The organism is Xenorhabdus kozodoii (assembly GCF_002632875.1).
Taxonomy (GTDB): Bacteria; Pseudomonadota; Gammaproteobacteria; order Enterobacterales; family Enterobacteriaceae; genus Xenorhabdus; species Xenorhabdus kozodoii.
This window is the reverse complement of the sequence record NZ_NJCX01000018.1, coordinates 55,344-81,989: the sequence shown is the minus strand read 5'-3', so window position 1 is coordinate 81,989 and position 26,646 is coordinate 55,344. Positions and strand designations below refer to the sequence as shown.

Annotated in this window: 18 protein-coding genes, 1 tRNA gene and 1 pseudogene; 11 read left to right on the top strand and 9 right to left on the bottom strand. The window is 45.1% G+C overall.

Annotated elements, in window-relative coordinates; all coding sequences use genetic code 11:
• Nucleotides 1-228 precede the first annotated feature (228 nt).
• From lptF to Xkoz_RS13055, 3 genes are all read left to right on the top strand, one after another.
• Nucleotides 229-1,326: an LPS export ABC transporter permease LptF gene (gene lptF, locus Xkoz_RS13065; RefSeq protein ID WP_099142577.1), complete on the top strand. Its 1,098-nt coding sequence runs from the start codon at nucleotides 229-231 to the stop codon at nucleotides 1,324-1,326.
• Complete coding sequence (gene lptG / locus Xkoz_RS13060) at nucleotides 1,326-2,402, top strand: LPS export ABC transporter permease LptG (protein ID WP_099142576.1); 1,077 nt, start codon at nucleotides 1,326-1,328, stop codon at nucleotides 2,400-2,402. The genes lptF and lptG overlap by 1 nt, the downstream gene beginning before the upstream one ends.
• Nucleotides 2,403-2,603: 201 nt before the next feature.
• Nucleotides 2,604-3,197 carry a hypothetical protein gene (locus Xkoz_RS13055; protein WP_099142575.1) on the top strand — a complete coding sequence of 198 codons (594 nt, stop codon included), beginning with the start codon at nucleotides 2,604-2,606 and terminating at the stop codon, nucleotides 3,195-3,197.
• A 34-nt stretch (nucleotides 3,198-3,231) separates the two neighbouring features.
• On the opposite strand, the gene ampH is transcribed toward Xkoz_RS13055, so the two are convergent.
• The gene (gene ampH / locus Xkoz_RS13050) at nucleotides 3,232-4,449 is read right to left on the bottom strand and encodes a D-alanyl-D-alanine-carboxypeptidase/endopeptidase AmpH (RefSeq protein ID WP_099142574.1); all 1,218 of its coding nucleotides are present in this window, start codon (nucleotides 4,447-4,449) and stop codon (nucleotides 3,232-3,234) included.
• Between the two features lie 386 nt (nucleotides 4,450-4,835).
• Here ampH and Xkoz_RS13045 point away from each other — a divergent pair.
• From Xkoz_RS13045 to Xkoz_RS13025, 5 genes and pseudogenes are all read left to right on the top strand, one after another.
• Nucleotides 4,836-4,920: transfer RNA gene (locus Xkoz_RS13045), tRNA-Leu, on the top strand.
• A gap of 112 nt (nucleotides 4,921-5,032) precedes the next feature.
• Nucleotides 5,033-5,206 (top strand): annotated as a pseudogene (locus tag Xkoz_RS13040) (YgjP-like metallopeptidase domain-containing protein); the annotation flags it as partial.
• Between the two features lie 183 nt (nucleotides 5,207-5,389).
• Nucleotides 5,390-6,304, top strand: coding sequence for a restriction endonuclease (locus Xkoz_RS13035; protein ID WP_099142573.1), 915 nt, complete (start codon nucleotides 5,390-5,392; stop codon nucleotides 6,302-6,304).
• A 182-nt stretch (nucleotides 6,305-6,486) separates the two neighbouring features.
• Nucleotides 6,487-10,005, top strand: coding sequence for an AAA domain-containing protein (locus Xkoz_RS13030; protein WP_099142572.1), 3,519 nt, complete (start codon nucleotides 6,487-6,489; stop codon nucleotides 10,003-10,005).
• Nucleotides 10,006-10,153: 148 nt separating this feature from the next.
• Complete coding sequence (locus Xkoz_RS13025) at nucleotides 10,154-10,735, top strand: hypothetical protein (RefSeq protein ID WP_099142571.1); 582 nt, start codon at nucleotides 10,154-10,156, stop codon at nucleotides 10,733-10,735.
• Nucleotides 10,736-10,998: 263 nt separating this feature from the next.
• On the opposite strand, the gene Xkoz_RS13020 is transcribed toward Xkoz_RS13025, so the two are convergent.
• From Xkoz_RS13020 to Xkoz_RS13000, 5 genes are all read right to left on the bottom strand, one after another.
• Entirely contained in the window at nucleotides 10,999-14,100 is a 3,102-nt protein-coding gene (locus Xkoz_RS13020) for a type I restriction endonuclease subunit R (RefSeq protein ID WP_099142570.1), read from the bottom strand.
• Complete coding sequence (locus Xkoz_RS13015; protein ID WP_099142569.1) at nucleotides 14,093-15,124, bottom strand: ATP-binding protein; 1,032 nt, start codon at nucleotides 15,122-15,124, stop codon at nucleotides 14,093-14,095. The genes Xkoz_RS13020 and Xkoz_RS13015 overlap by 8 nt, the downstream gene beginning before the upstream one ends.
• A gap of 1 nt (nucleotide 15,125) precedes the next feature.
• Nucleotides 15,126-16,406, bottom strand: coding sequence for a restriction endonuclease subunit S (locus Xkoz_RS13010; protein WP_099142568.1), 1,281 nt, complete (start codon nucleotides 16,404-16,406; stop codon nucleotides 15,126-15,128).
• On the bottom strand, nucleotides 16,403-17,959 hold the full coding sequence (locus tag Xkoz_RS13005) for a type I restriction-modification system subunit M (RefSeq protein ID WP_099142567.1): 1,557 nt from the start codon (nucleotides 17,957-17,959) through the stop codon (nucleotides 16,403-16,405). Before Xkoz_RS13005 ends, Xkoz_RS13010 begins: the two co-directional genes overlap by 4 nt.
• A gap of 129 nt (nucleotides 17,960-18,088) precedes the next feature.
• Nucleotides 18,089-18,997, bottom strand: coding sequence for a WYL domain-containing protein (locus Xkoz_RS13000; protein ID WP_099142593.1), 909 nt, complete (start codon nucleotides 18,995-18,997; stop codon nucleotides 18,089-18,091).
• A gap of 549 nt (nucleotides 18,998-19,546) precedes the next feature.
• Between Xkoz_RS13000 and Xkoz_RS23050 the strand changes: the two genes are divergently transcribed.
• Nucleotides 19,547-19,843 carry a GTPase gene (locus Xkoz_RS23050; protein WP_244183477.1) on the top strand — a complete coding sequence of 99 codons (297 nt, stop codon included), beginning with the start codon at nucleotides 19,547-19,549 and terminating at the stop codon, nucleotides 19,841-19,843.
• 429 nt (nucleotides 19,844-20,272) lie between these two features.
• On the opposite strand, the gene Xkoz_RS12990 is transcribed toward Xkoz_RS23050, so the two are convergent.
• Complete coding sequence (locus tag Xkoz_RS12990) at nucleotides 20,273-21,172, bottom strand: LysR family transcriptional regulator (protein ID WP_099142566.1); 900 nt, start codon at nucleotides 21,170-21,172, stop codon at nucleotides 20,273-20,275.
• 257 nt (nucleotides 21,173-21,429) lie between these two features.
• Between Xkoz_RS12990 and Xkoz_RS12985 the strand changes: the two genes are divergently transcribed.
• Nucleotides 21,430-22,746, top strand: coding sequence for an amidohydrolase (locus tag Xkoz_RS12985; RefSeq protein ID WP_099142565.1), 1,317 nt, complete (start codon nucleotides 21,430-21,432; stop codon nucleotides 22,744-22,746).
• A gap of 38 nt (nucleotides 22,747-22,784) precedes the next feature.
• Nucleotides 22,785-24,305 (top strand): p-aminobenzoyl-glutamate transporter, encoded by a 1,521-nt coding sequence (gene abgT, locus Xkoz_RS12980; RefSeq protein ID WP_099142564.1) that lies wholly within the window; start codon nucleotides 22,785-22,787, stop codon nucleotides 24,303-24,305.
• 239 nt (nucleotides 24,306-24,544) lie between these two features.
• Here the strand turns inward: abgT and Xkoz_RS12975 are convergent, their stop codons facing one another.
• Nucleotides 24,545-25,294: an FCD domain-containing protein gene (locus tag Xkoz_RS12975; protein ID WP_099142563.1), complete on the bottom strand. Its 750-nt coding sequence runs from the start codon at nucleotides 25,292-25,294 to the stop codon at nucleotides 24,545-24,547.
• Nucleotides 25,295-25,413: 119 nt separating this feature from the next.
• Complete coding sequence (locus tag Xkoz_RS12970; protein ID WP_099142562.1) at nucleotides 25,414-26,394, bottom strand: TRAP transporter substrate-binding protein; 981 nt, start codon at nucleotides 26,392-26,394, stop codon at nucleotides 25,414-25,416.
• Nucleotides 26,395-26,646: the final 252 nt, after the last annotated feature.

Genomic DNA, 26,646 nt, shown 5'->3' with positions numbered 1-26,646 from the left:
GTTCCGCATTAATTCATCCCAAAGAAAATTAGCTGTTATGTTAAGCTAAGCGTATTATTTTTTGGTACTTAGATACCGATAACTATGTTCTAATTGGGAACCAATATATGGAATGCTTTGGTATCATTTTAGCGATGGGGAAGCCAAACTGATTCATATAAATGGTAGATATACGACGAAGTTAGCGACTTTCCTGCAAAAAGACAAGTTTTCACAGGCGTAATCAGCGTGATCATCATTAGATATCTAGTACGGGAAACCCTGAAAAGTCAAATCGCAATACTGTTCATCTTATCGCTGATCTTTTTCAGCCAGAAACTAGTTGACGTATTGGGTGCGGCGGTAGAAGGAAATATTCCCGCAAATTTGGTTTTATCGTTGTTAGGTTTAGGTGTGCCAGAGATGGCGCAACTTATTTTGCCCCTGAGTTTATTTCTTGGGGTATTAATGACATTCAGCAAACTCTATACCGAAAGTGAAATCACCGTCATGCATGCCTGCGGGTTGGGCAAAAATGTCTTGGTGAAATCAGCGCTTATTCTGGCTCTATTCACATCCGCGTTGGCGGCGGCCAACGTTATCTGGATCACACCGTGGTCTGCCAAATATAAAGCGCAAGTATTGGCGGATGCAAAAGCCAATCCAAGCATTGCGGCGATCGTGGAAGGGCGATTTAGGCCTTCTAATGATGGCAATATGGTGCTGTATATTGGTAACGTGAAGGGCAATACTTTTGAGAATGTTTTCCTTGCCCAGCTTCGGCCGGCGAATGACCAGCGCCCTTCTGTGGTCATTGCCGATGGCGGGCATATGGAAGAGCGCCCGAATGGTAATCAGGTGGCAGTACTCCACCAAGGAACGCGTTATGAAGGTACGGCACTGTTGCGTGACTTCCGCATTACTGAGTTCACGGATTATCAGGCAGTGATTGGGCATCAAAAAGCAGATATCGATAACAAAGTTGAACAAAAATCGATTGAACAACTTTGGCATGATACCGATAACGACTCCCGTGCAGAATTCCATTGGCGTTTGACGTTGATTGCTTCGGTGCTAATTATGGCGTTGATGGTCGTACCGTTAAGTGTTGTCAATCCGCGTCAGGGGCGGATACTCAGTATGCTGCCAGCGATGTTGCTTTACCTGATTTTCTTCCTGCTGCAAAGCTCCCTGCATTCCAATGGCAGTAAAGGCAAACTTGAACCCTTGTTTTGGATGTGGCTGGTCAATGGCGTGTATTTTGCTTTGGCTGTGGCGCTTAATTTGTGGGATATCGTCCCGATGCGTAAGTTGCGTTCACGCTTTAAGAACCAAGGAGCGTCATGATGTTTGGGGTATTGGATAGATATATTGGCCGGACAATCCTGCAAACCATCCTGATGACGTTGTTTATGCTGGTATCGCTTTCCGGCATCATTAAGTTTGTCGATCAGTTACGTAAAGTCGGGCAGGGTGAATATACTGCACTTTCCGCTGGCATTTATACCTTGCTGAGTGTACCCAAAGATATTCAGATCTTCTTCCCCATGGCTGCTCTGCTTGGGGCGTTATTGGGCTTGGGCACATTGGCAACACGCAGTGAGCTGGTGGTCATGCAGGCTTCTGGCTTTACCCGCCTGCAAGTGGCGGGGGCGGTGATGAAAACGGCAATCCCACTGGTCTTGCTGACGATGGTCATTGGCGAATGGGTTGCCCCACAAGGAGAGCAGCTCGCCCGTAATTATCGCTCCCAAAAAATGTTTGGTGGTTCATTGATGTCCACGACCAAAGGTCTTTGGGCGAAAGATGGCTACGATTTTGTCTATATCCAGAGTGTCGGGAAGGATAACACCCTAAATGGCGTCAGCATCTATCATGTTGATGACAACCAAAAATTGTTATCCATAAGATATGCAGATTCAGCGTTGTATGACAAAGATAACCATCAATGGAAGTTATCTCAGGTTGAAGAATCCGATTTAACCAGGGATGGTCGGATCACTGGCTCACAACGTATTTCTGCGGAGTGGAAAAGCCGGCTGACGCCAGAAAAGTTGGGCGTGGTTTCTCTCGATCCCGAAGCGCTTTCCATACGTGGCCTGCATCAATACATTACCTATCTGAAACAGGGTCGACAGGATGCCGGACGTTACCAGCTTAATATGTGGAAAAAAATCTTCGCGCCTTTATCGGTTGCGGTGATGATGCTGATGGCTCTCTCTTTTATCTTCGGGCCACTGCGTAGCGTACCGATGGGATTCAGGGTTGTGGTGGGTATCAGCATGGGCTTTGTGTTCTATGTCTTGAATGAGATATTTGGGCCACTTAGCCTAGTTTATAGTATGCCGCCGATATTAGGGGCGCTGTTGCCAAGTTTGTTGTTTTTTGCAGTGAGTGTTTACTTACTATTATATAGAAAATAACACACTGATCTCTCAGTAAACTTATCTGCCGCCGCCTCCACCTTCAAGAGTGGAGGCGGCTTTTTTGTATCATCGGTAGCGCCCACTTTATGAAAAATGAGTTTACTTTGATGGCTAATTGGCTTACATAAAATGTTACTTCCCGTGTTTTTTTGTAACTCATTTTACGTATTTTCTAACTGAAACGGACGGTGAATAAAAATGAAGGAGCTAAAGTATTATCCAGAGGATTTTTATACCTTTGAAGATAAATACCGTAATATCAAACGGTTAAATATATATGGGCATAGCGTATATTATGAAAATGGTTTTATGTTATGTCTTGATGTTAATGGGCATCAGATTGGCAAAACGGCCCAAGGCATATTTCAGATCCTGCTTCCCCTTAATTTGAAAAGATTTCGTTATATTCGTTTACTCCTGTGCAATTCTGCTGATGGGGATGAAAATTCTTTTGCCTGTCATTTCTCTAAATTGTGCCCGAATAGCTATGTAGAAGGCTATATCGGTAATGTCAGGACAAGAAGGATTGTTTATAACGTAACGGGAGAGAAATTTAACATTGATATAAATCCCAATACCCCTAGGGTAATGAACAGCCTTTTTCAAGTAGGGTTTGTCCGTAATATGAACGCTTCTGGTTATCCCCAGGAAATTACAGATAAGTTTCATCATGCCGTCAATGTATTGCGTCATAATATAGACACTTATGAACCTTTAGATCCGGATACGCCCCATAATGCCGTATGGTATCATGGTGGTGTGAGGGTGGTTGATGAAAGCCAAATTCCTTGAAAGTCCCATGCAGCCTATTGTTCCTTATGCCAAATTAAATTTGATTATGATTACGCGCCAATGCTGCCACTAATTCATTAATCCCATTCGTCACGCGACTAAATTTACTTTGTTCCTTACGGGTCATTACCACAAATACACCAATATTTCTTTCAGGAACCATCGCCATATAGGTATTAAACCCGCCGCCGCCGCCGGTTTTCTGGTAAATACCAGGTACATCGTCTTTGGCATCCATATATACCCAGCCAAGTCCGATACCATCTGCCAGACCGGCCACATCCATTCCTTTGATAGATTTCAGCTCAGTACGCTTAAAGTAGATACTTTGTTCACGGCTGGCAGTCTGTTTCCTCAACTGATTATGGGAAGATAAAAACTGTTGCATCCAGCGCTGCATATCCGCCGGAGTAGAATAAATCCCGCCACTCCCTGCGGCGGCAATGGTATTGACGCAAGGGCTGGATTTAACCCCTGCCATCAAACGGGCGCATTGGGATTGCGTGGGCGTCAGCGTTGTATCCTTCATGTGATAAGGGCGGGTAATTTCCTCTTGCAGTAGACGGGGATAGGATTTTTTCGTGGCATTGGAGAGGGCATCCGCCAATAAATCATAGGCCAGGTTGGAATACGAAGCCGTTGTGCCGGGCGCGGCACTTATTTCTGCGGTTTTCAGCCAAGCCCAGCGGTTCGATTGCGTCGGCCAAATAAACACAGGGCGCCCCCATTTTCCACCGGGTTGTTCCCGTGGTAACCCGCTGGTATGGCTTGCCAGATGATACAATCGGATTGGTTGGCCTGCGCCATAATTCGGCACATTGACACCGTAATAAGTGTATTTTTGCAACGGATCAGTAATCTTAAGATGTTTCTTCTGTGCCAACTTAATCATGACCTCGCTGGTCATCAATTTAGTAATAGAAGCAATGCGAATTAATGAGTCTTGCCGAGGCCGAACGCCGCTCCCTGGATACGTTTCCCCAAAACTGCGATGTATCACCTGATTATTATCGATGACCACCATCGCCATTCCCAAAGGATCGCCCTCTTCAAAGATGGATTGAGAATACTGATCGACCAATGCAGTCGCTATTTTTTTGATATTGTCATTACCCTCGAACACCTCCCACTTTACAGGTTGCGCATTGGATTGCCGAAATTTGTTCTGGTGTGGATGACCAGGATCCGCACAAGCTGAAATCGCCCATGTCATGACTGAAACTGCACACAGTTTATAGAGCCGTTTTTTCATTTTTGGATTAACCAATCAGGGAGCATTCGAGTGGGGAAATAAAGCCGTTATTTGTTTTTCTTAAATATCGCCATCATGGCGCCAATAAAGATACCCAACAGGATACCCGTAAAAATCCAACTGATAATAGTCATGATAATTTACCTCATAGCAGTGTATTGTTTTGAATTATATAAGGAGTTTATCGGTTGTCTATTGGCAGGAAGGAATTATGTGAGAAGGGATTGGCGGGATATGCTGGAAATAGTGGTTGGGTTTTAAGCAAGTGTGGTGAAAAAACAGATTAAGCGATTCTTTTTTCGTCACTTGAACGAAATCGAAAGGATAAGTGTTGCGAATGCGCTTCTGACAGGTATAATGACCCCCGTTCTCCGAATCATTTCAGTGCCGAAGTGGCGAAATCGGTAGACGCAGTTGATTCAAAATCAACCGCCTTCGGGTGTGCCGGTTCGAGTCCGGCCTTCGGCACCATCGGAACATCAATAGACGTCAACGAACGTCTTTTTTTGTGCCTGAAATCCAGTATCCGCAAGGCTTTCCGCGATTTTCCTTTCAACAGAAGTCAATCTGAGTCAACCCACATCAAGTCGCTTGTGAGTGCATCGATTACGTGATCCCGCATGAGCTGTGCCATATCGCCGAACATAACCACAGCGAGCGCTTTTACCGGCTAATGGGGCAGGTTATGCCGGAGTGGGAAATTGTAAAAACGCGGCTGGATAAGATGGCGGGGGTGATATTTTCCGATTTACGATGAGACGAGACATATTTTATTCTGGTCGATAAAATTGATAGAAATGGTGTACATACTCATCTCCCCGCGTCCCCGCGAGATGAATAGAAGAATGCTCGGATACTGAGTCACTAACTAATTTAAAGATGAGTGTTGGCACATTTTCTGGACTGTTAACCCACCAAAAATATTATCAGGGATGTTTCTATGGCCGTACCAACCTACGATAAATTTATTGAACCAGTGTTACGTTTCCTGGCTGGTAAACCTGATGGCGTACCGGCTCGTGATGCACACGAAGCCGCCGCTGACGCACTTAATCTTGATGATAATCAGCGAACTGAAGTGATTGCCAGCGGTCATTTAGTGTATAAAAATCGGGCTTCTTGGGCACACGATCGCCTGAAGCGAGCGGGGTTATCTCAAAGTTTATCCAGAGGAAAGTGGTGTTTGACGCCAGAAGGGGTTAACTGGGTACAAGCTCATTCCCAGCCACTGACTGAAGAGGAAGTGAACCATCTGGCGTTTGATTTCATGAACATCAAGCTAAAGCAGCAGCCGGATGCTGTTGATCTTGACCCAAGACCATCGCTGCCTAACCAGGAAGAGTTGGCAAAGGGCAGCCCGGACGATCGTCTTGATCAGGCGTTAAAAGAGCTACGGGACGCGGTTGCTGATGAGCTGCTTGAAAATCTGTTGCAAGTCTCCCCGACACGTTTTGAGGTTATCGTTCTGGATGTTCTGCATCGTTTGGGCTATGGCGGACACCGGGATGACCTACAACGCGTAGGGGGCACCGGTGATGGCGGTATCGACGGTATTATTTCGCTTGATAAGCTGGGACTGGAAAAGGTTTATGTGCAGGCCAAACGCTGGCAGAACACGGTTGGCCGCCCGGAGCTTCAGGCATTTTATGGCGCGCTGGCCGGTCAAAAAGCCAAGCGTGGCGTGTTTATTACAACCTCCGGTTTTACTTCGCAGGCGCGAGATTTTGCCCACTCCGTAGAAGGTATGGTCCTGGTTGATGGCGAACGCCTTGTTCATCTGATGATTGAAAACGAAGTCGGCGTTTCCTCCCGTTTGGTTAAAGTTCCCAAACTGAACATGGATTACTTTGAATAATACTTGAATCCGAGCCGGAGCGAATCTCCTGTATGGAATGACCCTGCGCCCCTAAAGAATCCAATACCCTTCCCAACACAAACAAATTATTGCGATCGCGTTCGCATCGTGGAAAATGCTTAACCATGTACTGCGTTTATATCAACGAAATTAATAACTTTTATTAAATCACGGGACGGGGAATGGACAGGAACACTCAGGGGTTTGCATCATACTGGCGTAACTCCTTAGCAGATGCCGAGTCTGGCAAAGGGGCGTTTGAGCGTAAAGATGCAGATAAATTCACCCGATGGATGGACATCACCACGGGACGGCTGGATGAGGAGATTGTTCGCTCCTTCTTTGAGGGGGAAGGCGACGCGATTAAAACAGTCGAGGTGCTGTTACGGCCAAAAGCTTGGATCCGCCTGCTACAGCATGGCAAAGAGCGGACAGCAGGCGCGCCCGGTATCGTAACACCGTTAGTAACTTCTGCTCTCCTGAACCGCGAAGGATTTTTATTCCCCACGGCACCCACCACCGTCCCTCGTGACCTGCTCGAACCCCTCCCCAAAGGCACCTTCTCAATTGGCGAAATGGCGCAATATGACGAATACAAAACCAAGCATAACTCGACCACCTTTGGTGCGGATGGCGAACAACAATGCCGCGCGGAAAATGATGAGCAGCGGGCTAAGCGTTATGAAAAGCATCAGCAGCAATGGCAAAAGTACCTGACTGAGACAAACAATCTCCTGGAAAACGTGGCCGGAAAATGGCTCGCCACCCACGAGCAATACGAACCGGCAGGGTATGGCTACGTTATCAAAGCGAACCAGCCCGGCGGAGCCAGTCGCCACATCCTCTCCCTGTACGATCATCTGCTGGTGTGTAAAAAAGAGGTTCCGTTGCTGGCGCGCTTTGCCTCGACGGTAAGACCACCCATAGAGCCGCTTCTTGCCACTAATGCGAGATTCAGAGAGCGGTTGGGGCATTCCGGGGATAAGTTCCCGCTGGCAGCGGCGCAGCGTGATGCCCTGAGCCATTATCTTACGCAGCAGATGGGCGATATTCTCGCTGTTAATGGCCCGCCGGGAACCGGGAAAACCACCTTAGTTCTCTCTATCATTGCTACCGAGTGGGTAAGGGCCGCCCTTAATAAAACCGAACCACCTGTTGTGATAGCTACCTCGACCAACAATCAGGCCGTGACCAACATTATTGGAGCGTTCGGTAAAGATTTTGCCACCGGCACCGGCGCAATGGCTGGGCGCTGGCTGCCGGAGCTGAAAAGTTATGGCGCTTACTTCCCGTCCCAAAGCCGTAAGGCTGACGCCGCGAAAAGATACCAGACGGATGATTTTTTGAACCGTGTTGAATCCATGGAGTACGTTGAAGATGCACTGACTTATTATCTTGAGAAGGCAAGGGCGGCCTTCCCGCCAGAGGAATGCAGTTCACCTGAGCGCGTTGTTGGTTTATTGCATGAACGTTTAAAGGCACGGTTCACCCAGCTTGCGCAAATCGAGTCCGTATGGGACGGCCTGAATCGTATCCGCCAAGAACGGAGCGCTATTAGCGAAGATCTCGATCAGTATATTCAGGACAAAAAGGCATTGCTGCTCGACAGCACGAATGACATCGCGCTGTTATCCCAGGGCAAAAAGCAGTGGCAGCAGTATCGCGCCGATGAGTCGATGGTGTATGCGTTCTTCTCCTGGATCCCCGCCGTTCGCACTAAGCGCCACTGTCAGATTAACCTCTTCCTGGACGCCACCTTTGGTACAAGAATGGCCGCATTTCAGGGTATTGTGCCGGAAGGCATCGACGCGTATATCGACGGCCTGATTGCGCAGGCGCGAAAAGAGCAAGGTGAGTATCAGCAGCAAATCGATCTTGCTCAGGATATTTCCCGACGCGAAAGCGAGGCCGTCCAGCAATGGCGCGGCCTGACTCAGGCTTTGGGGCATACAGGCGAAGAGGAACTAAGCCTGGCCGAAGCTGACGAACTTGCCGATACGCAGATCCGTTTCCCAGCGTTCCTGCTAGCGACCCATTACTGGGAAGGTCGTTGGCTGATGGATATGGCCGCTATTGACGATCTTCAAAAAGAAAAAAAACGTAACGGGGCAAAAACTGTTAGGGCTCGCTGGCAGCGCAGAATGAAACTCACCCCCTGTGTGGTGATGACCTGTCACATGCTGCCTCGCCATCTGGTCATTAGGGAACATGTTGGTGGAGCCAAGAAATTTGATGACAGCTATTTATATAATTTTGCCGATCTGCTGATCGTCGATGAAGCGGGGCAGGTACTTCCGGAGGTGGCCGCAGCCTCCTTCGCGCTGGCGAAAAAAGCGTTAGTGATTGGCGATACGGAACAAATCGCGCCTATCTGGAACAGTTTGCCCGGTATTGATATGGGCAATATGGTGGAGGAGAACATCCTCCCCGGCGGTACTCAAGAAGAACTCACGGATGCTTATGCATCGGTGTGTAATTCAGGTAAAAGCGCAGCGTCAGGCAGTGTTATGAAGGTTGCCCAGTTTAATTCGCGCTATCAGTATGACCCGGACTTATCCCGCGGAATGTACCTGTATGAGCACCGCCGCTGCTTTGACAGCATCATCGGCTACTGTAACGCGCTGTGCTACCACGGCAAATTACAACCCAAACGGGGTGCTGAAAAAGAGCCGCTTTTTCCGGCAATGGGTTATCTGCATATCGATGGTAAAGGCATGCAGGCAAACGGCGGGAGCCGTTACAACACCTTTGAGTCTGAGACAATAGCTGCATGGCTGGTGGCACACAAAGGGGAAATAGAGCGTTATTACGACAAACCGCTGCATAAAGTGGTGGGGATCGTTACCCCGTTTTCGGCGCAGGTCAACGTCATCAAAGCGGCATTGCGTAAGCTCGGCATTAACTGTAGCGACGATGAAGATTCGCTGACAATCGGCACGGTGCACGCCCTGCAGGGGGCAGAAAGAGCAATCGTGCTCTTCTCCCCGGTTTATTCCAAACATGAGGATGGCGGGTTTATCGACAGCGACAGCAGCATGCTGAACGTCGCCGTCTCGCGAGCCAAAGACAGCTTTCTGGTCTTCGGCGATATGGATCTGTTTGAAATCCAGCCCGGCTCTTCTCCACGAGGATTATTGGCAAAATACCTTTTCGCCTCTGAATCTAACGCCTTGCAGTTTGAGTATAAAGAACGCAAGGACTTAAGCGCCGCGCAAACGCAGATCTTTACTCTGCATGGCGTGGAGCAACATGATGCGTTCCTGAACCAGACCTTCGGCACTATCGGGAAGAGCATTACCATTGTGTCCCCTTGGTTGACCTGGCAAAAGCTGGAACAAACCGGCTTTCTGACATCGATGATTCAGGCACGTTCGCGTGGCGTTGATATCACCGTGGTTACGGACAGAAACTTTAATACCGAACACGCCGATTACGAAAAGCGCAAAGAGAAACGGCAGCGTCTTCACGCCGCGCTGGAAAAGTTGAACGAGATGGGCGTCACCACAAAACTGGTCAAGCGCGTTCACAGTAAAATTGTGATTGGGGATGAAGGCCTACTCTGTATAGGGTCATTTAATTGGTTCAGTGCCACGCGAGAAGAGAAATATCAACGGTACGACACGTCGATGGTGTACTGTGGCGAAAGCTTACAAGGTGAAATCAAAACGATTTATACCAGCCTGGAACAGCGCCAGCTATAAGTCTGGCGCTAGTAGTTCAGAAAGGTATCGACTTTCTGTGTACTAAGGTTAAAGTCAATGCGACGAATCGCCATGTTCATCTCAGCCAGACGCTATACGAGGTGGTATTCTGACTCATATGGCCGTGTTTAGAAAAAGGGGTAAGCAAATGAATTTAAAAAATAAAATATTTAAAGCTGCGGGGAGAATACCGTTAATTAGGTCCCATGAATGGCCTTTTGGTAAGATAGAAATTGTCTTAGCTTACGACTTTAAAAAGCGCAGTCCACAAGAGTATATCTACTTAAAGTCAAAATATAAGGACATACTTGAACTGGTGGGGCGAGAGTCCGATTATGAGGAAAGAAAGTATATTTATAATAATTTCCATTATCTTCGGTGGGTAACGGAAAATGACCGCGTAGATATTTTTGCTCATGCCTGCACGAGCAGCGTAGGCGGTTACAACCAACCGGGAGAACTGGCTAACGATCTGAAAAAATTTGGGCTTCTCCGGGTTGGCGTGATTAAATTCCAAGCATGTTATATCGGGAGAGGAAACTGGCTAGAAAGAGCGCGAGATGTTTTTATCGATAAAGGAATCAATTTTGCTTATATGGCAGGTCCCACCGACCGCGTGGTCTGGAATAATCCTTTTATAAAATATGTGCGGGGTGACAGACGTCAGGCATATAAAGTGGTTAAAGGTAATATCAATAAAACATTCCCAGGGACAAGATACACGCTTTAAGCATTTAATTCATAGATATTGTGTCGTGGCCTCATCTGTCCAGAACACGAAGGTGGGATCCTGTTTTTGATCAATCCGCTCACTTCCACCAGTTCACAGGGGGCGGAAAATAATCAACGTATTGGATTAGCCTAATAAAAGCGTAATTAACCCGAATTCTGGATAAGGAATTGACGAAGTGCCTGTTCCAAGAGCAAAGTTTTGGTGCACGCCAAAAACCGCTCTGGGGAGGAACAGGCAATGAACAAGCGAGTTAAAAAATCCTATATTTGCCCACCCACTCCCTTAAATTTTTCAACAAACGCGGCAATTTTTTGGAAAACACTTTGTTTTTTTGTTAAATATTGCGGGTTGAGTGGGCTCATTTTGGGCAAAACAGCATTGAGTTCTGTGCCATTCTCGCTGGCAAATTCGCGCTTGAGCGAAGTGGTGATATAACGTTTAGCCGCTTCTTCATTCAGACTTTCGCTCTTAATTAATTCTTGCGCCTCACGCTGTTGCTCTGCTTGTGCAAAAGTAAAGAAAGCCTCGATAATGTTAGCCTTGTCACTCATTTCATCCAGGTTAGTCTGGTTAATAAAATCAACAACCAAACTTTCCTTGGCTCGGTTACCAAGACTAGCGCGGATTAATCGACGGACTTCGTCAATTAAGTCTGTTTTACTTTTATTCTTTTTGTTGTGTTCAAAAATCAACGCAAGAATGTAATCAAGATTAATTTCTTGCGACTTTAGCAAGTCCACTTCAAAGACGACATCATCCCAGTCAATCGTCGATTTATCTTTTTCGCTAGACGACTTTTCTCGGCGCAGCCAATCGCGAATGTCGTTATAAGTGGAACGGTAATCCTGAATTTTTCGCTCGGCAGGCATTCTGAGGGTTTGCAGTGCTGCCAGGTCGTCATCATTCAAATAGTGCTGCGCTTTGAAGGCTTCAACTGCGTCAGCGTCGCCCATATCGACGCCTTGCAAGGCTTTCAGGCTGGCAAATTCATCGTAGTTTTGCAGCACATTTTCCACACGCAAATATTCGCCAAATAACTTCGCGAAGTCTTTTTTGTCTTTTTCTAAAACAATGTCATCGGGGTTGGGGAAGCGCTGCTCTAACTCCGTCACGACGTCCATAAAGCCGCGTCTCGCTTCACCAGTCACCACATCGGTAAAGCCTTCCATGTACTCCTTGTAGCTCTTTTCCAACACCACATTTTTGGTGTTTTTGTCGCCGAATAGGGTAATGGCATCCACTGTAGCCTGCTCTAAATCACGGAAGGTGACGATATTGCCAAAGGTTTTGGTGGCATCGTAAATGCGATTGGTGCGCGAATAGGCCTGCATCAAACCGTGGTAACGCAGGTTTTTATCGACAAACAAAGTATTGAGTGTGGGGGCATCAAAACCGGTGAGGAACATACCTACCACAATCAGCAAATCAATCTCCTTTGATTTGACACGCTTGGCCAAATCGCGGTAGTAGTTTTGGAAGCTGTTACTCTCCACACTGAAATTGGTTTTGAAGAAAGCGTTGTAGTCGGCAATGGCAGCGCTTAAAAACTCTTTGGCACTGCTGTTCATGGCTGTGACATCAAAACTTTCATCCGGAATCTCGCCCACCGCACCTTGCTCTTCATTAGCGGAGAACGAAAAGATAGTCGCTATTTTCAATGGCTTATCACTGTGTTTTTGCAGTTTATTCAGCGACTCATAATACAGCTTGGCGGCATCCACACTACTCACTGCAAACATCGCATTAAAGCCTTTGGCACCCGCTTGCAAGCGGTGGGTTTTCTGCCGGAAATTGTTCAAAATGTACTGCGATATCTCCCGAATACGCTCAGGGTGCAACAGGACTTGTTTGTTTTCCGCCGCGTTAAGTTTTTTCTCATCCAGCTCCGTTTCAATCGCCTTAAACTGCGGGCGTACATCGTTGTAATCTACCTTGAATTTGAGCACCTTTTCATCGCGAATGGCATCGGTAATCACGTAAGAGTGCAATTCACGGCCAAACACGCTGGCTGTGGTATCTGCACCCAAGGCGTTTTGCGGAAAGATCGGTGTGCCGGTAAAACCAAATTGGTAAAACTTTTTAAACCTCTTCTTCAAATTTTTCTGCGCTTCACCAAACTGACTGCGGTGGCATTCATCAAAAATAAACACCACTTGCTTATTGTATATTGGCAAGTCGCTTTCATTTTTCATCAGGTGGTTGAGCTTCTGGATGGTGGTGACGATGATCTTGTCGTCGTCTTTATCCAGGTTGCGTTTGAGCCCGGCGGTACTGTCAGAGCCGTTGACGCTGTCGGGCGAAAAGCGTTGGTATTCCTTCATGGTCTGGTAGTCGAGGTCTTTTCTGTCTACCACAAAAAAGACCTTGTCGATAAACGCCAGCTCGGTAGCCAAGCGCGCGGCTTTAAAGCTGGTTAAGGTTTTACCGGAGCCAGTGGTGTGCCAGATAAAACCCCCGCTTTCGGGCCTGCTCCAGTTTTTAGCTTTATACGAGCTGTTGATCTTCCACAAAATGCGCTCGGTGGCGGCAATCTGGTAAGGGCGCATGACTAACAGGGTATTGCTGACATCAAATACCGAATAATGCAGGAGGACATTGAGCAGGGTATTTTTTTGGAAGAACGTCGCCGTAAAGTCTTTTAGGTCTTTAATCCGGCTGTTGTTGGCTTTCGCCCAGTTCATGGTGAAATCAAAGCTGTTTTTATTGCGCACCGTCGTGTTGGCAAAATAGCGGCTATCGGTGCCGTTGGAAATCACAAACAACTGCAAATACTTATACAGCGAATGCTTACTGTTAAAGCTCTCTTTGCTGTAGCGGTGTACCTGATTAAAGGCTTCACGGATCGCCACGCCGCGTTTTTTCAGCTCAACCTGTACCAGCGGTAAACCGTTCACCAAAATGGTGACATCGTAGCGGTTGGCGTAGCTGCCGGTTTGTTCAAATTGCTTGATCACCTGCACCTTATTGAGGGCAGTGTTCTTTTTATCCAGCAGGTAGATGTTCTGGATACGGCCATCGTCAAACACAAAGTCATGAATATAGTCATCGTGAAGTTTGCGGGTTTTATCGATAATGCTATCGCTGGGGTTATCCAGATAGGTTTCGACAAACCGTAGCCATTCGCTGTCAGCAAATTGCATATTATTCAGGGCTTGCAACTGAGTACGCACATTGGCTAGCATGGCTTCACGGTTATTTAAACCGGGCACGTATTCATAGCCTTGTTTTCTCAAATCATCAATAAACTCCCGTTCCAAATCGCCTTCGCTTTGGTAGCTTTCGTTGACTTGCCATTCTTTAGTGTATTTGTCCAGAACGATAAAGTTGTTCGATTCGACAATGGGGTTGGTGTAATCAACCATGCTGTTCTTCCTGTTGCCAGTAGCCATATTCATTTAGGTTTCTAAGTAAAAGGCCAACCATTTCTTTCTCAGGCGGTGTCGGTTCTGCAATCTCCACGTTGGACAAGGTGTTGTGGGGGTAAAAATTCATGATCCGACTGGCGTAAGCTTTTTGGTCGCCGGGTAATAAGTCTGACCAGTTCTGATACCCAAGAAAGTTAGCCGTTTTTTCATATAGATTACGAAGCAGTGCAAAATGGTATCGCTGTACGCTATTTTGTTCTATTGCTTGTTCAATTAATTTTTTTATATGCAAATGATACGAAAAGCTTTTATTTGAATCGCCTTTTTTTTCATCAAGATCAAAAGTACCATCGTCAAATCGGCTAAGGATATAGCCGCTCTTAGCTTTTACTTCATTGTAAAGGACATTGTAAAACAGTGCGTTATGCGTTGATATGATGAATTTGAGATCAGATTCACTGGCTCGAATCAACTGCCCTAAGTTTACAGCTAATTGAATAAGGTGATTCTCATCCAGCGAACTCACAGGGTCATCAATAAAAACATATTCTAATTGGTCGAATTGATCTGTTTCTCGTTCATTGGGTTCAGCAACGTTAAGAATGCTGATAACTTGCTCGATCAAGGTATAAAAAACGCTCCAAACAAAGTGACTTTCTTCCCCTTTTGAAATTTTCACATTGTCTGACCGTTCGTCATTGCCACGCTCAAATGAGAAGGTGACTTCGGTAAAGCTGTTGGGTTGAATCTTTAGCTTTGGCCCAGCATCTTGCGCTAAGTCGTTATTCCAATAAAACAAATCTTCGGTAAAAGCGTTGTAATACAGGATCTTAGTCCGCGGTAATATGAGCTCCTCATTGTTGCCAGCGTCATTATGCTCATTTTTGGGTGCGATAAGCTGCTTAAATTCCCGCGATAGGCGGGTTTTACCCGTCCCATTAAAGGCATAAATCAACTGCACTTTTTTATTGGCACTTTTTAATTTTAATTGCTGGGCTATTTCCGTTAGCGTCTGGCTCATGTTATGCCGTTACCTCTTCTGGTTTGGGAAAGCTCAGTAGCAAATCGCGGTAATATTCGTATTGCTTTTGGCGCAATTCAATTTCGCGCGGTAAACCTTCGCTGATGGAGTGGGTTAGGGAGTCAAATTTATCCAGGATGGCGACGATGCGGGCTTGTTCGGCAAGCGATTTTTTAGGATTGCTTGGGTAGGGTATCGGCAACTTGAATTCTTTCACTTTGGAATCAGAGATTGCGGGATATGCTGAGCCACTTTGATTTTCTTCAACATATTTTCCAAATTCGGTTGAAGATAGATAGTAATAAATCCATTTTGGCAATACCTCACAGCTTTTTGCTCTTAGTACACAATAGCCCGTACTGGCAACCTCGCCAGAGTATTCTTCGTCAATTAAACTAAGACGTAATTGAGTTGGTCTAGTTGTTGCAAAAATAACGTCATCTTTTTCAACCAGTTTTTGTGCTCTACTTGGTGCATTTTGAGCTGTAATTTTAGATGTTTCTATGATCGCGTTGTTTTCACGACTAACAGATGTCAAATCAATATAGCGATATGTTCTGTTTGTATCCCGCCAGCGAATATTACTTGTGGGTAAAGTAACTTTCCCCAAAGTCTTCCATTCCACTCCCCCTTCTTCAAAACTCAACAACCGGTCGCGGTAGTAGTTGTATTGTTTTTTGCGTGCGGTAAGCTCTGTGGTGAGCTCTGTGGTGAGCGCTGTAAATGCGTCTAAAATGCGGACGATTTCGGCTTGGATCTCAAGTGATTTTTCTTGGTTTTCAGGGCATGGGATGGGGATTTGGATTTTCGCCATATCAGTTGCTGAAACATCAATAACCTTTGCCCCTTTTGCATATTTTCTTTTTTCATTTGAAAATGTGGTTGTTTGGGTAAAATAGGCAAAATATTTCCCTATGATAGTTCCGCTTGGTTTGAAAATTGTAGCATGCCCGCCGGTAACCGCTTGTTGAACCCCTAGATAAACCAGAGCCTTACCAACGTCTTCGAGGTTTTCACTTGTATTTGTTATTACGACATCACCCGTATTAACCTTTCTTAATTTTTTGGCCAGCTCTGGTGAAACAAATGATTTAGTTTCTGTCGTAGAGAAACCGTAATAAGTATAAATTTGTCCATAGTGGATAGCGGGTACACCGATTTCAGTGAAATCTTTTTTTTGTAATCCATTACCACGAACTAACTCACCAATTTCCCCCAACGCCTTCCATTCTACCTCAACCCCATCCAGCAGCTTTTCCATAAAGTTCATACTGCTGCTCATCCTTTCACACCTTTGCCCTCAATTTCCGCCACAATGGCATCAATTTCCGTACGCAGTTGGTCGATTTTAGCGACGGTGGTTTTCAGTTCGGCATTGAGCTGGACAATATCAACAACTTCGCGGGTATCTTTGGCTTCGACATAGCTGCTGACGGAGAGGTTGTAGTCGTTGGCGGCAATGACCTCAAACGGTACGGATTTAGCAAAATGATCAACATTCGCCTTGCTATCGAACACCTGCATGATGTCTTCAATGTGCTTATCCGTCAGGACGTTGTTATTGGTTTCTTTTTTAAACAGGCCACTGGCATCAATAAACTGGGTCGTGGTGTCGGTTTTGTGTTTAGACAGCACGAGAATGTTCACCGCAATGGTGGTGCCATAAAACAGGTTAGGTGCAAGCGAGATGACCGTTTCAACGTAATTATTATCCACCAAATATTGGCGAATTTTCTGCTCGGCACCGCCACGGTAAAAAATACCGGGGAAGCAAACAATCGCTGCGCGGCCTTTGCTGGAAAGGTAGCTGAGCGCATGTAACACAAAAGCAAAATCAGCTTTGGACTTAGGCGCCAATACGCCGGCCGGGGCAAAGCGGTCATCGTTAATCAGGGTGGGATCATCGCTGCCTGCCCATCTCACCGAATAGGGCGGGTTAGAGACGATGGCATCAAAGGGTTTGTCGTCGCCAAAATGCGGGTCGATGAGGGTGTTGCCCAGTTGGATATTGAAATTGCTGTAGTTGATGTTGTGCAAAAACATGTTCATACGCGCCAAGTTATAGGTGGTATGGTTAATCTCCTGACCAAAAAAGCCCTCTTCAATAATGTGGGCGTCAAAGTGCTTTTTGGCTTGCAGCAGCAAGGAACCCGAACCACACGCAGGATCGTAAATTTTATTGACGCTGGTTTGCTTATGCATGACCAGTTGCGCAATCAGCTTCGACACGTGTTGCGGAGTGAAAAACTCGCCGCCGGATTTACCGGCATTAGCGGCGTAGTTGGAGATAAGAAATTCGTAGGCATCACCGAACAGGTCGATGTGGCTGCCTTCAAAGTCACCAAAATCTAATTCTGCCACGCCCTTGATCACAGCCGCCAAACGGGCATTTTTGTCTTTCACCGTGTTACCAAGGCGGTTACTGGTGGTATCAAAATCGGCAAACAAGCCTTTGATGTCGCCCTCTGAAGGGTAACCGCTGGCAGATGTTTCAATGGCGTCAAAGATGTCAGCCAAGTCCACGTTTAAGCTCTCGTTAGTATTAGCATCAGCGGCGATGTTAGCAAACAGATCGGCAGGGTAAATGAAGTAGCCCTTGGTCTTAATGGCATCGTCTTTAATTTCTGGGGTGATGACGCTATTGGGGAGCTCTGCATAGTTAATGCTGTCGTCACCCGCTTCAATGTAACTGGCAAAGTTTTCACTGATAAAACGGTAAAACAGAGTACCTAATACGTATTGCTTAAAATCCCAGCCATCGACGGCACCGCGGACTTCGTTGGCAATCTGCCAGATCTGGCGTTGCAGTGCGGCGCGTTGTTGAATACTTGTCATGGTTTAATTCCTGTTTTAATACGTTAGGTATGTGTGATTAAATATTTTGTCGAATGGCTTTTGATGCATAGGGTCAATAACCCTTGGTTCTATTTCATTTGTCCCACTCAATAACGTTACTGGCTTTACTCATTCGACCAGCTCCTCAAAGCCTGGGGCTAAATTTAGGTTTTCTACACCGTATAATGTTGGCGTGTTCTTTAGCCAAAGGTGGTACTCAGGCCCGTCAAGCCTATGTTCTTTAGAACAATCAACATGCCACTGGCGAAGTAAATATCCCACAGTCGCCGCTCTGACTTCCACCTTCATCACACCATCGGCCATACCATAGTCCAGCGCAATGGCTTCGCTGTGGGTTATGCGTGGATGCGGCACCAAGTCCAGTTCGACAAACCGGTTCCACTGCCTGTCTTGGGTTTCACGTTCGGCATCGGCTAACACGGAGGCTTCCAACACCCGCGTCGACTTAATACGGGTTAGCACAAAGTCTCTAAATTTTGCTTGCTTGCGATCAAAGGCTCGTACATGCCAACGTAAGCCATTATCCACTAGCGTATGCGGCACAATCTCACGCGTGGTTTCACCACCGGACAACGACACATAGGTCATACTCAAGGCCTTACCTTTATGAATCGCTTCTGTCACCTTGGCCACAATAAATAAGTTTGGTTTATTCAGATGATAAGGCGCTTCACAGGCCACAGGCGGTTTGGCTTTTCTAGTGAATCCATCACCATACCCTTGGCTAAGGGTCGCGAGTGTGCGTACGACGTCGTACTCGAACAACGGTGCGAACGGCTTGCCACGCTTATGGACTTTAAGTTTCTGGTCGTACTCGATATTACCCGGCGCGAGCTTTCGGTATAACGCAAAGTCTTTCGTCACCTGTGCTGCCGAAATGCTAAAACGTTCAATCAAATCAGCTCGAACCGCTTCACCCTTGAATAGTAGGATGAAATCTATGTGCGCGATGCGATCTCTGGTTGCCTGAGGCAACTTTGTTAATTGAGCCTTGTGTTTCAGACCATCATTTGTCATCTGAATCATGCTTTCTCTGTGCATTATCACAATGTTAGTTACGGTGTATCTAAGGGAGCCTTTATCAGTATAGAAACCCACCAGCAACACCGCTCATAGGGTAAACGCTTTTATATGCCTTTACCTAATTAAATTTATTAGGTGTTAATATATCAAAAAAATTTTTGTAGAAAAGACTTTTGTAGAAAAGATTAAGTGACAACGTTTTACTCTCACTTGCGATTGATGTCAGAAAAGATGACGGAATAGGTGACTGAAAATTCCGCTAAGAGAGTTCAAACTAACCATAGTTTGGTTGGTGTTTTTTTCGCTGAAAGAAGACGGGTATAAATATCAGGTAAAATATTTCTTGCCATTAGACGGCTAAAGATTCGATGTGATTGTTTAATCAGGCTCGGATATTTAAGCATATTCGTTAAATTCGGTGAATTAACTTGAAAATATGGGCTTCAACATCTAAATTAAGACGCTAAATAAAAAGAGCGTCTTTTTTATTTCTAAACGTCACCTCGATAACAAAAACTGGCGATATGACTACTGGAGAGGGGCATGGAACTTTCAGATTTAGGAAATAGAATTTGTATTATGGGGCCGTCAAATAGCGGTAAGTCCACGCTTGCTAATGCAATTTCAAGGAAATCTAACTTGAAAGCGATTCATCTGGATTTGCTTTTTCATTTACCGCATACCGACTGGCAGGAACGCCCGATTGATGAATTCATTTCATTGCATGAGATGGCAATAAAAGAAGATAACTGGGTTATCGATGGGAATTATAGAAAATACCTGTCACAACGTCTCTCCAGAGCAACAGGTGTCATTTTATTAGATATTTCAACAACATAAAGCCTGCTGCGTTATGTAAACAGAACGCTATTTCAACACCATCGCTATGGTAGTTTGGCAGGTAATAAGGATAGCATTAAATGGAAAATGATCCATCATATCATTGCAGTGACACCAAAAAGTAGAAAATGTTATTCGGCTTTGTTTGAACAATTAACCATACCCAAAATCAAACTGATATCCATTAAAGAAATTAAAGATCAATTTAATAAATGGGAATTAACTCGGTAGTTATCTATATATACCAGTTACCTTTCAAGATGCGTCTTATATTTCCCCGCACCGCGGGGAAATATAAACATTCATATTGGTTTGCAATCTGCAATTTGAAGTTAGACGGGTATAAATTATTTTATTTATGTGAAGAAAAATACATTAAATGGATAAACTAACCGTGTTATCTGCCAATATAGCTGATGTCATTAAAATTCAATCACGACAATAGATCCGAAAAAGTCTCGCCAAATGTTCTCCTGCGGGCGTTAATTTCGTATCTTTGCGCTGAACAAGACCAAAAGTCGCAAAGGGCAGTTGTTCTTTAAGATCTAAAGCGACAAACTGTTGGTCAAATAAAATCTCATTAACCACATCTATTGCCACAATCGTCAAAAAATCACTTTCGGCGACTAAACTCATGCAAGACATCAATGTTTCACAGGTAACACTAAAGACAGGAGGCTTATCCAGTGCTGCAAAACTCTCAAATAGCCGGCGATAATAAGTGTCCTTTGGTGTCGGCATAGTCCAGTCACAGTCCACTAATTCCTCCAAAGAAGTCGCATTCGCTTTGGGATGCTCTTTGCGTGCAATAACTTTGTATTCTTTTTCCATTAGCTTTTCGAAACTCAATTCTGCATCCAGCTTGCCGGGATAATAGGTATTCACGGTGAAATCCAATTCACCTTGCCTGAGTTGGGGTAGCATCGTCAATAATTGCCCTTCCACAATCCTTAATTTTATTGTGGGGTAATCACGGTAAAACTGTGTAATGACCTTTGGCATAATAGTGCGTGCAATACTGCCTGCAACTCCAATATTAACGATACCCCCCATTAAGCCAATACGTTGTTGAATATCTTCCTGGGCAATGCGAAGCTCTTCAAGTATTAAACTTGCCCGTTGTAGAAAACCTTTACCGCATTCGGTTAAATGAATACCTTGGTGACTGCGGATAAATAATTTTGTACCGAGCGCATCTTCCAACTCGCGTATTGCTTTAGTTAAAGCAGGTTGGGAGAGTGACAGGAAACGACTGGCAGCCCTGATACTGCCATGCCGGTTGATTTCAACAAAAGCACGCAGTTGATTGAGTTTTATTGGTGTCGTCATTTTTTTCTCTTGCGATAACTTTTAATTATATAGATAAAGTTAATGATATCTTATTTAAAAACAATTTACTGTTTACAGTGGATATTGGCAATAAAAATAGCCCTGCATTAAATATTGGATTTTTTTAATTGTTCAGGTAATTAAATAAAAATAACGTTATTGGAATTAAACTAACTTAATTTATTAACGAAAATCAATATTGATGAAATTAACCCAAGAAAATTCATTTTCTTAGATAATAAAAAGAGATCATTATTATGACTATTTTACTTAGCGAGTCTATTCAGCAAATTAGCGGAAAATTACAAAACTGGCGCCGTGATTTTCACCATTTTGCTGAATCAGGTTGGTTCGAATTCAGGACAGCAACTATCGTGGCAGATGAATTGCATCGCTTAGGTTATAGCCTGGAAATGGGGAAAGCCGTCATCAAGGCAGATGCCCGCATGGGCTTGCCTCCAGAGCAGGCATTACGGGAACAGGAACAGCGTGCGATTAAGCAAGGCGCTTTGACTAAATGGCTACCGCATTTTTCGGGTGGGTTTACAGGCATTGTGGCGACACTCGATACCGGCAAACCTGGGCCAACGCTCGCTATTCGGGTTGATATGGATGCCCTTGACCTGAATGAAGAGCAAACTCATGCACATCTCCCTTACGCTGAAGGGTTTTCCTCGCGTAACGCAAACATGATGCATGCCTGTGGGCATGATGGTCATACCGCAATCGGCTTGGGGCTTGCCAACATATTGAAAGAATATGAAAACCAACTGACAGGAAAAATAAAACTGATTTTTCAGCCGGCGGAAGAGGGAACGCGAGGGGCAAAATCAATGGTGGAGGCGGGAGTTGTCGACGACGCTGATTTATTTATTGCTCTCCATATTGGCCTTGGCGTACCTCAAGGAGCATTGGTTTGTGGGAATGATAATTTTTTTGCCACGACCAAAATCGATGTCACTTATCGGGGGGTTGCCGCCCATTCTGGCGCAAAACCCGAAGAGGGAAAAAATGCGTTGTTAGCGGCCGCTCATGCCACCTTAGGGTTACATGCGATTGCTCACCATAGTGGGGGAAGTTCACGCATTAACGTCGGCGTGTTGCAGGCAGGTATTGGCCGTAACGTCATTCCTGACCATGCATTAATGAAAGTGGAAACACGTGGTAAAACGAATGAGATCAATGAGTTTATCTACCAGCGAGCCTTGAATATTATTGATGGGGCGGCAAAAATGCAGGGTGTTGAATATGAAATAGAATTAATGGGAGCCGCACAAAATAGCCCATCCAGCCCTGCGTGGGTCGATTTTATTTATCAACAAGCCCAGCAATATATTCCAGAGCTTTCATCTGTTGTTAAAAGCCACCAGCAACCTACGGGTTCGGAAGACGCGACTTATTTTATGGAGCGTGTCAAAGCGAATGGTGGCCAAGCGACCTACCTTATTTTCGGCGCAGAACTCAGCGCTGGTCACCATAATGAGCGGTTTGATTTTGATGAAAATGTGATGACAACCGCAGTAAAAACCTTGGCAACTATCGCCCTTCATCTCCCTTATTTCGACGCGACCTAATTAAAAATAATAGTCACAGCAAATACAAGGAAAACACCATGAGTGAAGCAACTATGCCTGTCAATAAGCGCCCAGGACGTATTCTTGGCTGGGTTGAAAGAGTCGGCAATAAAATACCAAATCCTTTTGTTTTATTCGTCTATTTAACGGCTGCCTTAATGATCGCGACAGCTATTTTTTCCTGGTTTGATTTGAGTGTAAAAAATCCCACTAATGGTGAATTCGTCACAGTTAAAAATCTGCTGGGTGCTGAAGGGTTACAATGGATTTTTCCGAATATTATTAAAAATTTCAGTAGTTTTGCCCCACTGGGTGCCATATTAGCCTTAGTGATTGGTGCCGGGCTAGCGGAAAAGGTGGGGTTGTTGCAAGCCCTGATGTACAAGATGGCTTCCGGCATTAATAGACGTTATGCCAGCTATATGGTGCTATTTATCGCTTTTTTTAGTCACATCTCATCAGATGCCGCGCTGGTTATCATGCCGCCGTTAGGGGCACTGATCTTTATTGCGGTTGGCCGGCATCCTGTTGCGGGGTTATTGGCTGCGATTGCGGGGGTTGCTTCGGGATTTACGGCGAACTTATTGATTGTCACAACGGATGTTCTGTTATCGGGGATCAGCACAGAGGCAGCTAAAATACTTGATCCCAATTTACACGTCAGTGTTATTGATAACTGGTATTTTATGGCAACTTCGGTGATTGTCTTGACGATTACCGGGGCTATTTTAACGGATAAAGTGGTAGAGCCACGTCTTCCCGCGTGGGAAGGCACTCATGATGAGACGCTGGAAAAGCTCACCCCGCAGCAGGATCGTGGGTTGCTGATGAGCGGCCTATCGGCGTTGGTTTTTATCGGCATGGCTGCGTTACTGGTCGTGCCTGAAAATGCCCTATTGCGTGATCCGCAAACGGGTTCAATCATTCCATCGCCATTTATTAGGGGGATCGTACCCGTTATTATTCTGTTTTTCTTTGTGGTGTCGATTACCTATGGCATTTCCACAAAGCAGATAAAAAAGCCCAATGATATTCCTGAACTGCTTGTTGATCCCATGAAAAGCATGGCCGGTTTTATCATCATGGTCTTCCCGCTGGCGCAATTTGTTGCTTTTTTCAACTGGAGCAACATGGGCAAGTTTATGGCGATAGGGTTAGCCGACATACTGGAAAGTTTAGGGATGACAGGTGTTCCGGCTTTTATCGGGTTAATGTTCTTATCTTCCTTTTTGTGTATGTTTATTGCGAGTGGCTCTGCCATTTGGTCGATACTGGCGCCGATTTTCGTGCCGATGTTTGTCTTGCTTGGTTTTCATCCTGCTTTTGCACAGATCGTTTTTCGTATCTCTGATTCCGCCGTATTGCCTTTGGCACCACTATCCCCCTTTCTGCCGCTCTTTTTAGGGTTTCTCCAGCGCTATTATAAAAATGCCCAGTTAGGCACTTATTACACGTTAATACTGCCTTACCCTTTGGCGTTTTACGCTGTTTGGATACTGCTATTGGTAGGATGGTATTTTGCCGGATTACCGATTGGGCCAGGGGTTTATCCAAGGTGACTTGGTGATCTAACTTATTTTGGTGTCAATGGCAATATCAAGGAGGGGATATTGATGCTACGGAGGAATGAGTGAAATATAGCTAAAATTGTTGTTATTGCCACAAAATAAAAAATGTTAAAGGGATGGAAAAGGCTGTAGTGGTTACCACCCGTTATCACGGTTGTTTTAGAAAACGGAAGATCTGGCTCAGATCTTCCCGGATTTTGAAATCCCCAGCCAGCTCAGTCGTCAAAAACTCACTTCCCAATACCAACCGGATAAGACTCAAACAAATACCCATCAAAATTAGGATCATCCACATCGGATAATTCAAGCAAACTCTGTTTCACATTTTCTAAATGTTGCCACATCGTTTGCTTTGCGGCGGCGGGATCTTTTTTGATCATAGCCGCTAAAATCGCCTGATGATCACTCAACCATGCTTTACGGTAATCAGTATTGGTAATTCGGCTATGTAACTTTATCCATATGGGGTTATTCTCACGCCATGCCCAAGATTGTTTAAGTAATTCAACTAACATACTGTTATGCGTTGCCTGCGCAATAGCTAAATGAAATTCCCTGTCACCGGATTCACTTTCTCCCGAAATCAGATCACTTTTCTCTTTTTCCAATGCGTTGCGCATATTGGCAATATCGACCGGAGTCGCCTGGAGCGCCGCAAATTCAGCAATATTACTTTCCAATAATTGGCGTGCTTGTAATAACTCAAAAGGCCCTGCGGCATTGATGGTGGTGTTGCTTGAATAAGAACGCGGCAGGCGGATGAGGTAAATCCCTGAGCTTTTGCGTACTTCAATGAGATTTTCCAATTCCAATACAATTAACGCTTCACGAATAAGTGTGCGCGAAACGCTGAACTTGTCTGCAATTTCACGTTCTGTAGGGAGACGATCACCTGGAGAATAACCCATATCGATAATCATCTGACGTAACGATTGGGCTACTTCATGATAGGGGCGCTTGGATTCTGCAAAGTTCATCATTAATGCCGCCGTAAGTTAATAGACTTAAGTGGAACGACTAAAAATGATGTTATTCTAAGACATCAATGCCAGAAATATAACCACCTATTTTTGTTGCAATAGGGAGTGTTGAGAGAAAATTATTCTACTTTACGCACCCTATTTACCATTTCGAATAATTCCGGTCGAGTATTAGCAATATCGTCATACATGGGCTTAACCGCGTTTTGGAAGCGAGTTTTATCCACAACAATAAATTCAACGCCTTGTTGTTCTGCTTTGGCTCGCTCTGCCTTTTCTGATTTTTCCCAAAGTTGAACCATGTATTTTGAGGAGTTCAGCGCCGCTTTTTTCACAATCTCTTGCTGTTTAGCCGTTAATTTCTTCAATGACTTGTTTGATATTAACAGGACATCAGGGATCATCGTGTGCTCGTCCAGCGAAAAGAATTTTGCCACTTCATTATGGCGGCTTAGCGTAAAGGAAATGATGTTGTTCTCCGCCGCATCCACCACTCCCTGTTGCAAGGCGGTATAGAGTTCACCGTAAGCTAATGGGGTTGGATTTGCTCCCAGCCCTTTCACCATCGCAATTGCTGTTGGGCTGGGTTGGACGCGAATTTTTAACCCTTTGAGGTCTTCAGGCGTTCTAATCGTTTTTTTCGCATAAAAACCGCGGGCGCCCGCATCATAGTACGTAAGACCAATAAACCCCATCGCCTGACTTGAACTGAGGATTTCTTTACCGATATCGCTATTGATGATTTTTTGATAGTGCGCTTTATCGCGGAATAAATAGGGCAGGTTGAAAATGGAATAAGCCGGGGAGAAGGCTTCCAATTCTGCTGCATTGGATTTAGCAATATCCAGGGCGCCATTTTGCATCAATTCGATGGATTCACGTTGGTTGCCCAATTGGGAATCAGAATAGATGCGGATGCAGACTTCCCCGTTGGTTTTTTCTTTCACTTCATTAGCGAATTGGGTCATGGCCTGATGAACAGCGTGATCCCGGTTCTGGTTATGGCTAAGTTTCAGTGTTGTCACAGCGAAAGCCTGGAACGCCCCCAGCATCAATATGACGCCCGACGTTATGCCTAAAACGCGTTGACTATTCTGCATGATTGTTTCTCCAGAGGTAAGTGTCGGTTTTTATTATTTTGTGGGCAAACAATAATCAGATCTCTGTTATTAGGCAAAGGGCAAAATTCAATTGGTCGATCTGACTCGCAAAAAAATGCATCATTGGTTGACCTTTTGGCTTAATGAGAGGTTTACTCTCTTTCAAGTTGTTATTTCAGTGCTTTTAGTGCATTCGGTATAGACTTTAATCTCTGTGTTGATTTTAATTGGTTAACCAAAATGGCAAGGACA

Bases quoted from the DNA above. Each gene is read 5' to 3' on its own strand.
- Xkoz_RS12970 (WP_099142562.1), bottom strand. From the start codon at position 26,394: ATGCAGAATAGTCAACGCGTTTTAGGCATAACGTCGGGCGTCATATTG.
- Xkoz_RS13020 (WP_099142570.1), bottom strand. From the start codon at position 14,100: ATGGTTGATTACACCAACCCCATTGTCGAATCGAACAACTTTATCGTT.
- Xkoz_RS13005 (WP_099142567.1), bottom strand. From the start codon at position 17,959: ATGACAAGTATTCAACAACGCGCCGCACTGCAACGCCAGATCTGGCAG.
- Xkoz_RS12990 (WP_099142566.1), bottom strand. From the start codon at position 21,172: ATGACGACACCAATAAAACTCAATCAACTGCGTGCTTTTGTTGAAATC.
- Xkoz_RS13030 (WP_099142572.1), top strand. From the start codon at position 6,487: ATGGACAGGAACACTCAGGGGTTTGCATCATACTGGCGTAACTCCTTA.
- Xkoz_RS13055 (WP_099142575.1), top strand. From the start codon at position 2,604: ATGAAGGAGCTAAAGTATTATCCAGAGGATTTTTATACCTTTGAAGAT.
- Xkoz_RS13025 (WP_099142571.1), top strand. From the start codon at position 10,154: ATGAATTTAAAAAATAAAATATTTAAAGCTGCGGGGAGAATACCGTTA.
- Xkoz_RS13010 (WP_099142568.1), bottom strand. From the start codon at position 16,406: ATGAGCAGCAGTATGAACTTTATGGAAAAGCTGCTGGATGGGGTTGAG.
- abgT (WP_099142564.1), top strand. From the start codon at position 22,785: ATGAGTGAAGCAACTATGCCTGTCAATAAGCGCCCAGGACGTATTCTT.
- lptG (WP_099142576.1), top strand. From the start codon at position 1,326: ATGTTTGGGGTATTGGATAGATATATTGGCCGGACAATCCTGCAAACC.
- Xkoz_RS12975 (WP_099142563.1), bottom strand. From the start codon at position 25,294: ATGATGAACTTTGCAGAATCCAAGCGCCCCTATCATGAAGTAGCCCAA.
- Xkoz_RS13015 (WP_099142569.1), bottom strand. From the start codon at position 15,124: ATGAGCCAGACGCTAACGGAAATAGCCCAGCAATTAAAATTAAAAAGT.
- Xkoz_RS23050 (WP_244183477.1), top strand. From the start codon at position 19,547: ATGGAACTTTCAGATTTAGGAAATAGAATTTGTATTATGGGGCCGTCA.
- Xkoz_RS12985 (WP_099142565.1), top strand. From the start codon at position 21,430: ATGACTATTTTACTTAGCGAGTCTATTCAGCAAATTAGCGGAAAATTA.
- Xkoz_RS13035 (WP_099142573.1), top strand. From the start codon at position 5,390: ATGGCCGTACCAACCTACGATAAATTTATTGAACCAGTGTTACGTTTC.
- ampH (WP_099142574.1), bottom strand. From the start codon at position 4,449: ATGAAAAAACGGCTCTATAAACTGTGTGCAGTTTCAGTCATGACATGG.
- Xkoz_RS13000 (WP_099142593.1), bottom strand. From the start codon at position 18,997: ATGACAAATGATGGTCTGAAACACAAGGCTCAATTAACAAAGTTGCCT.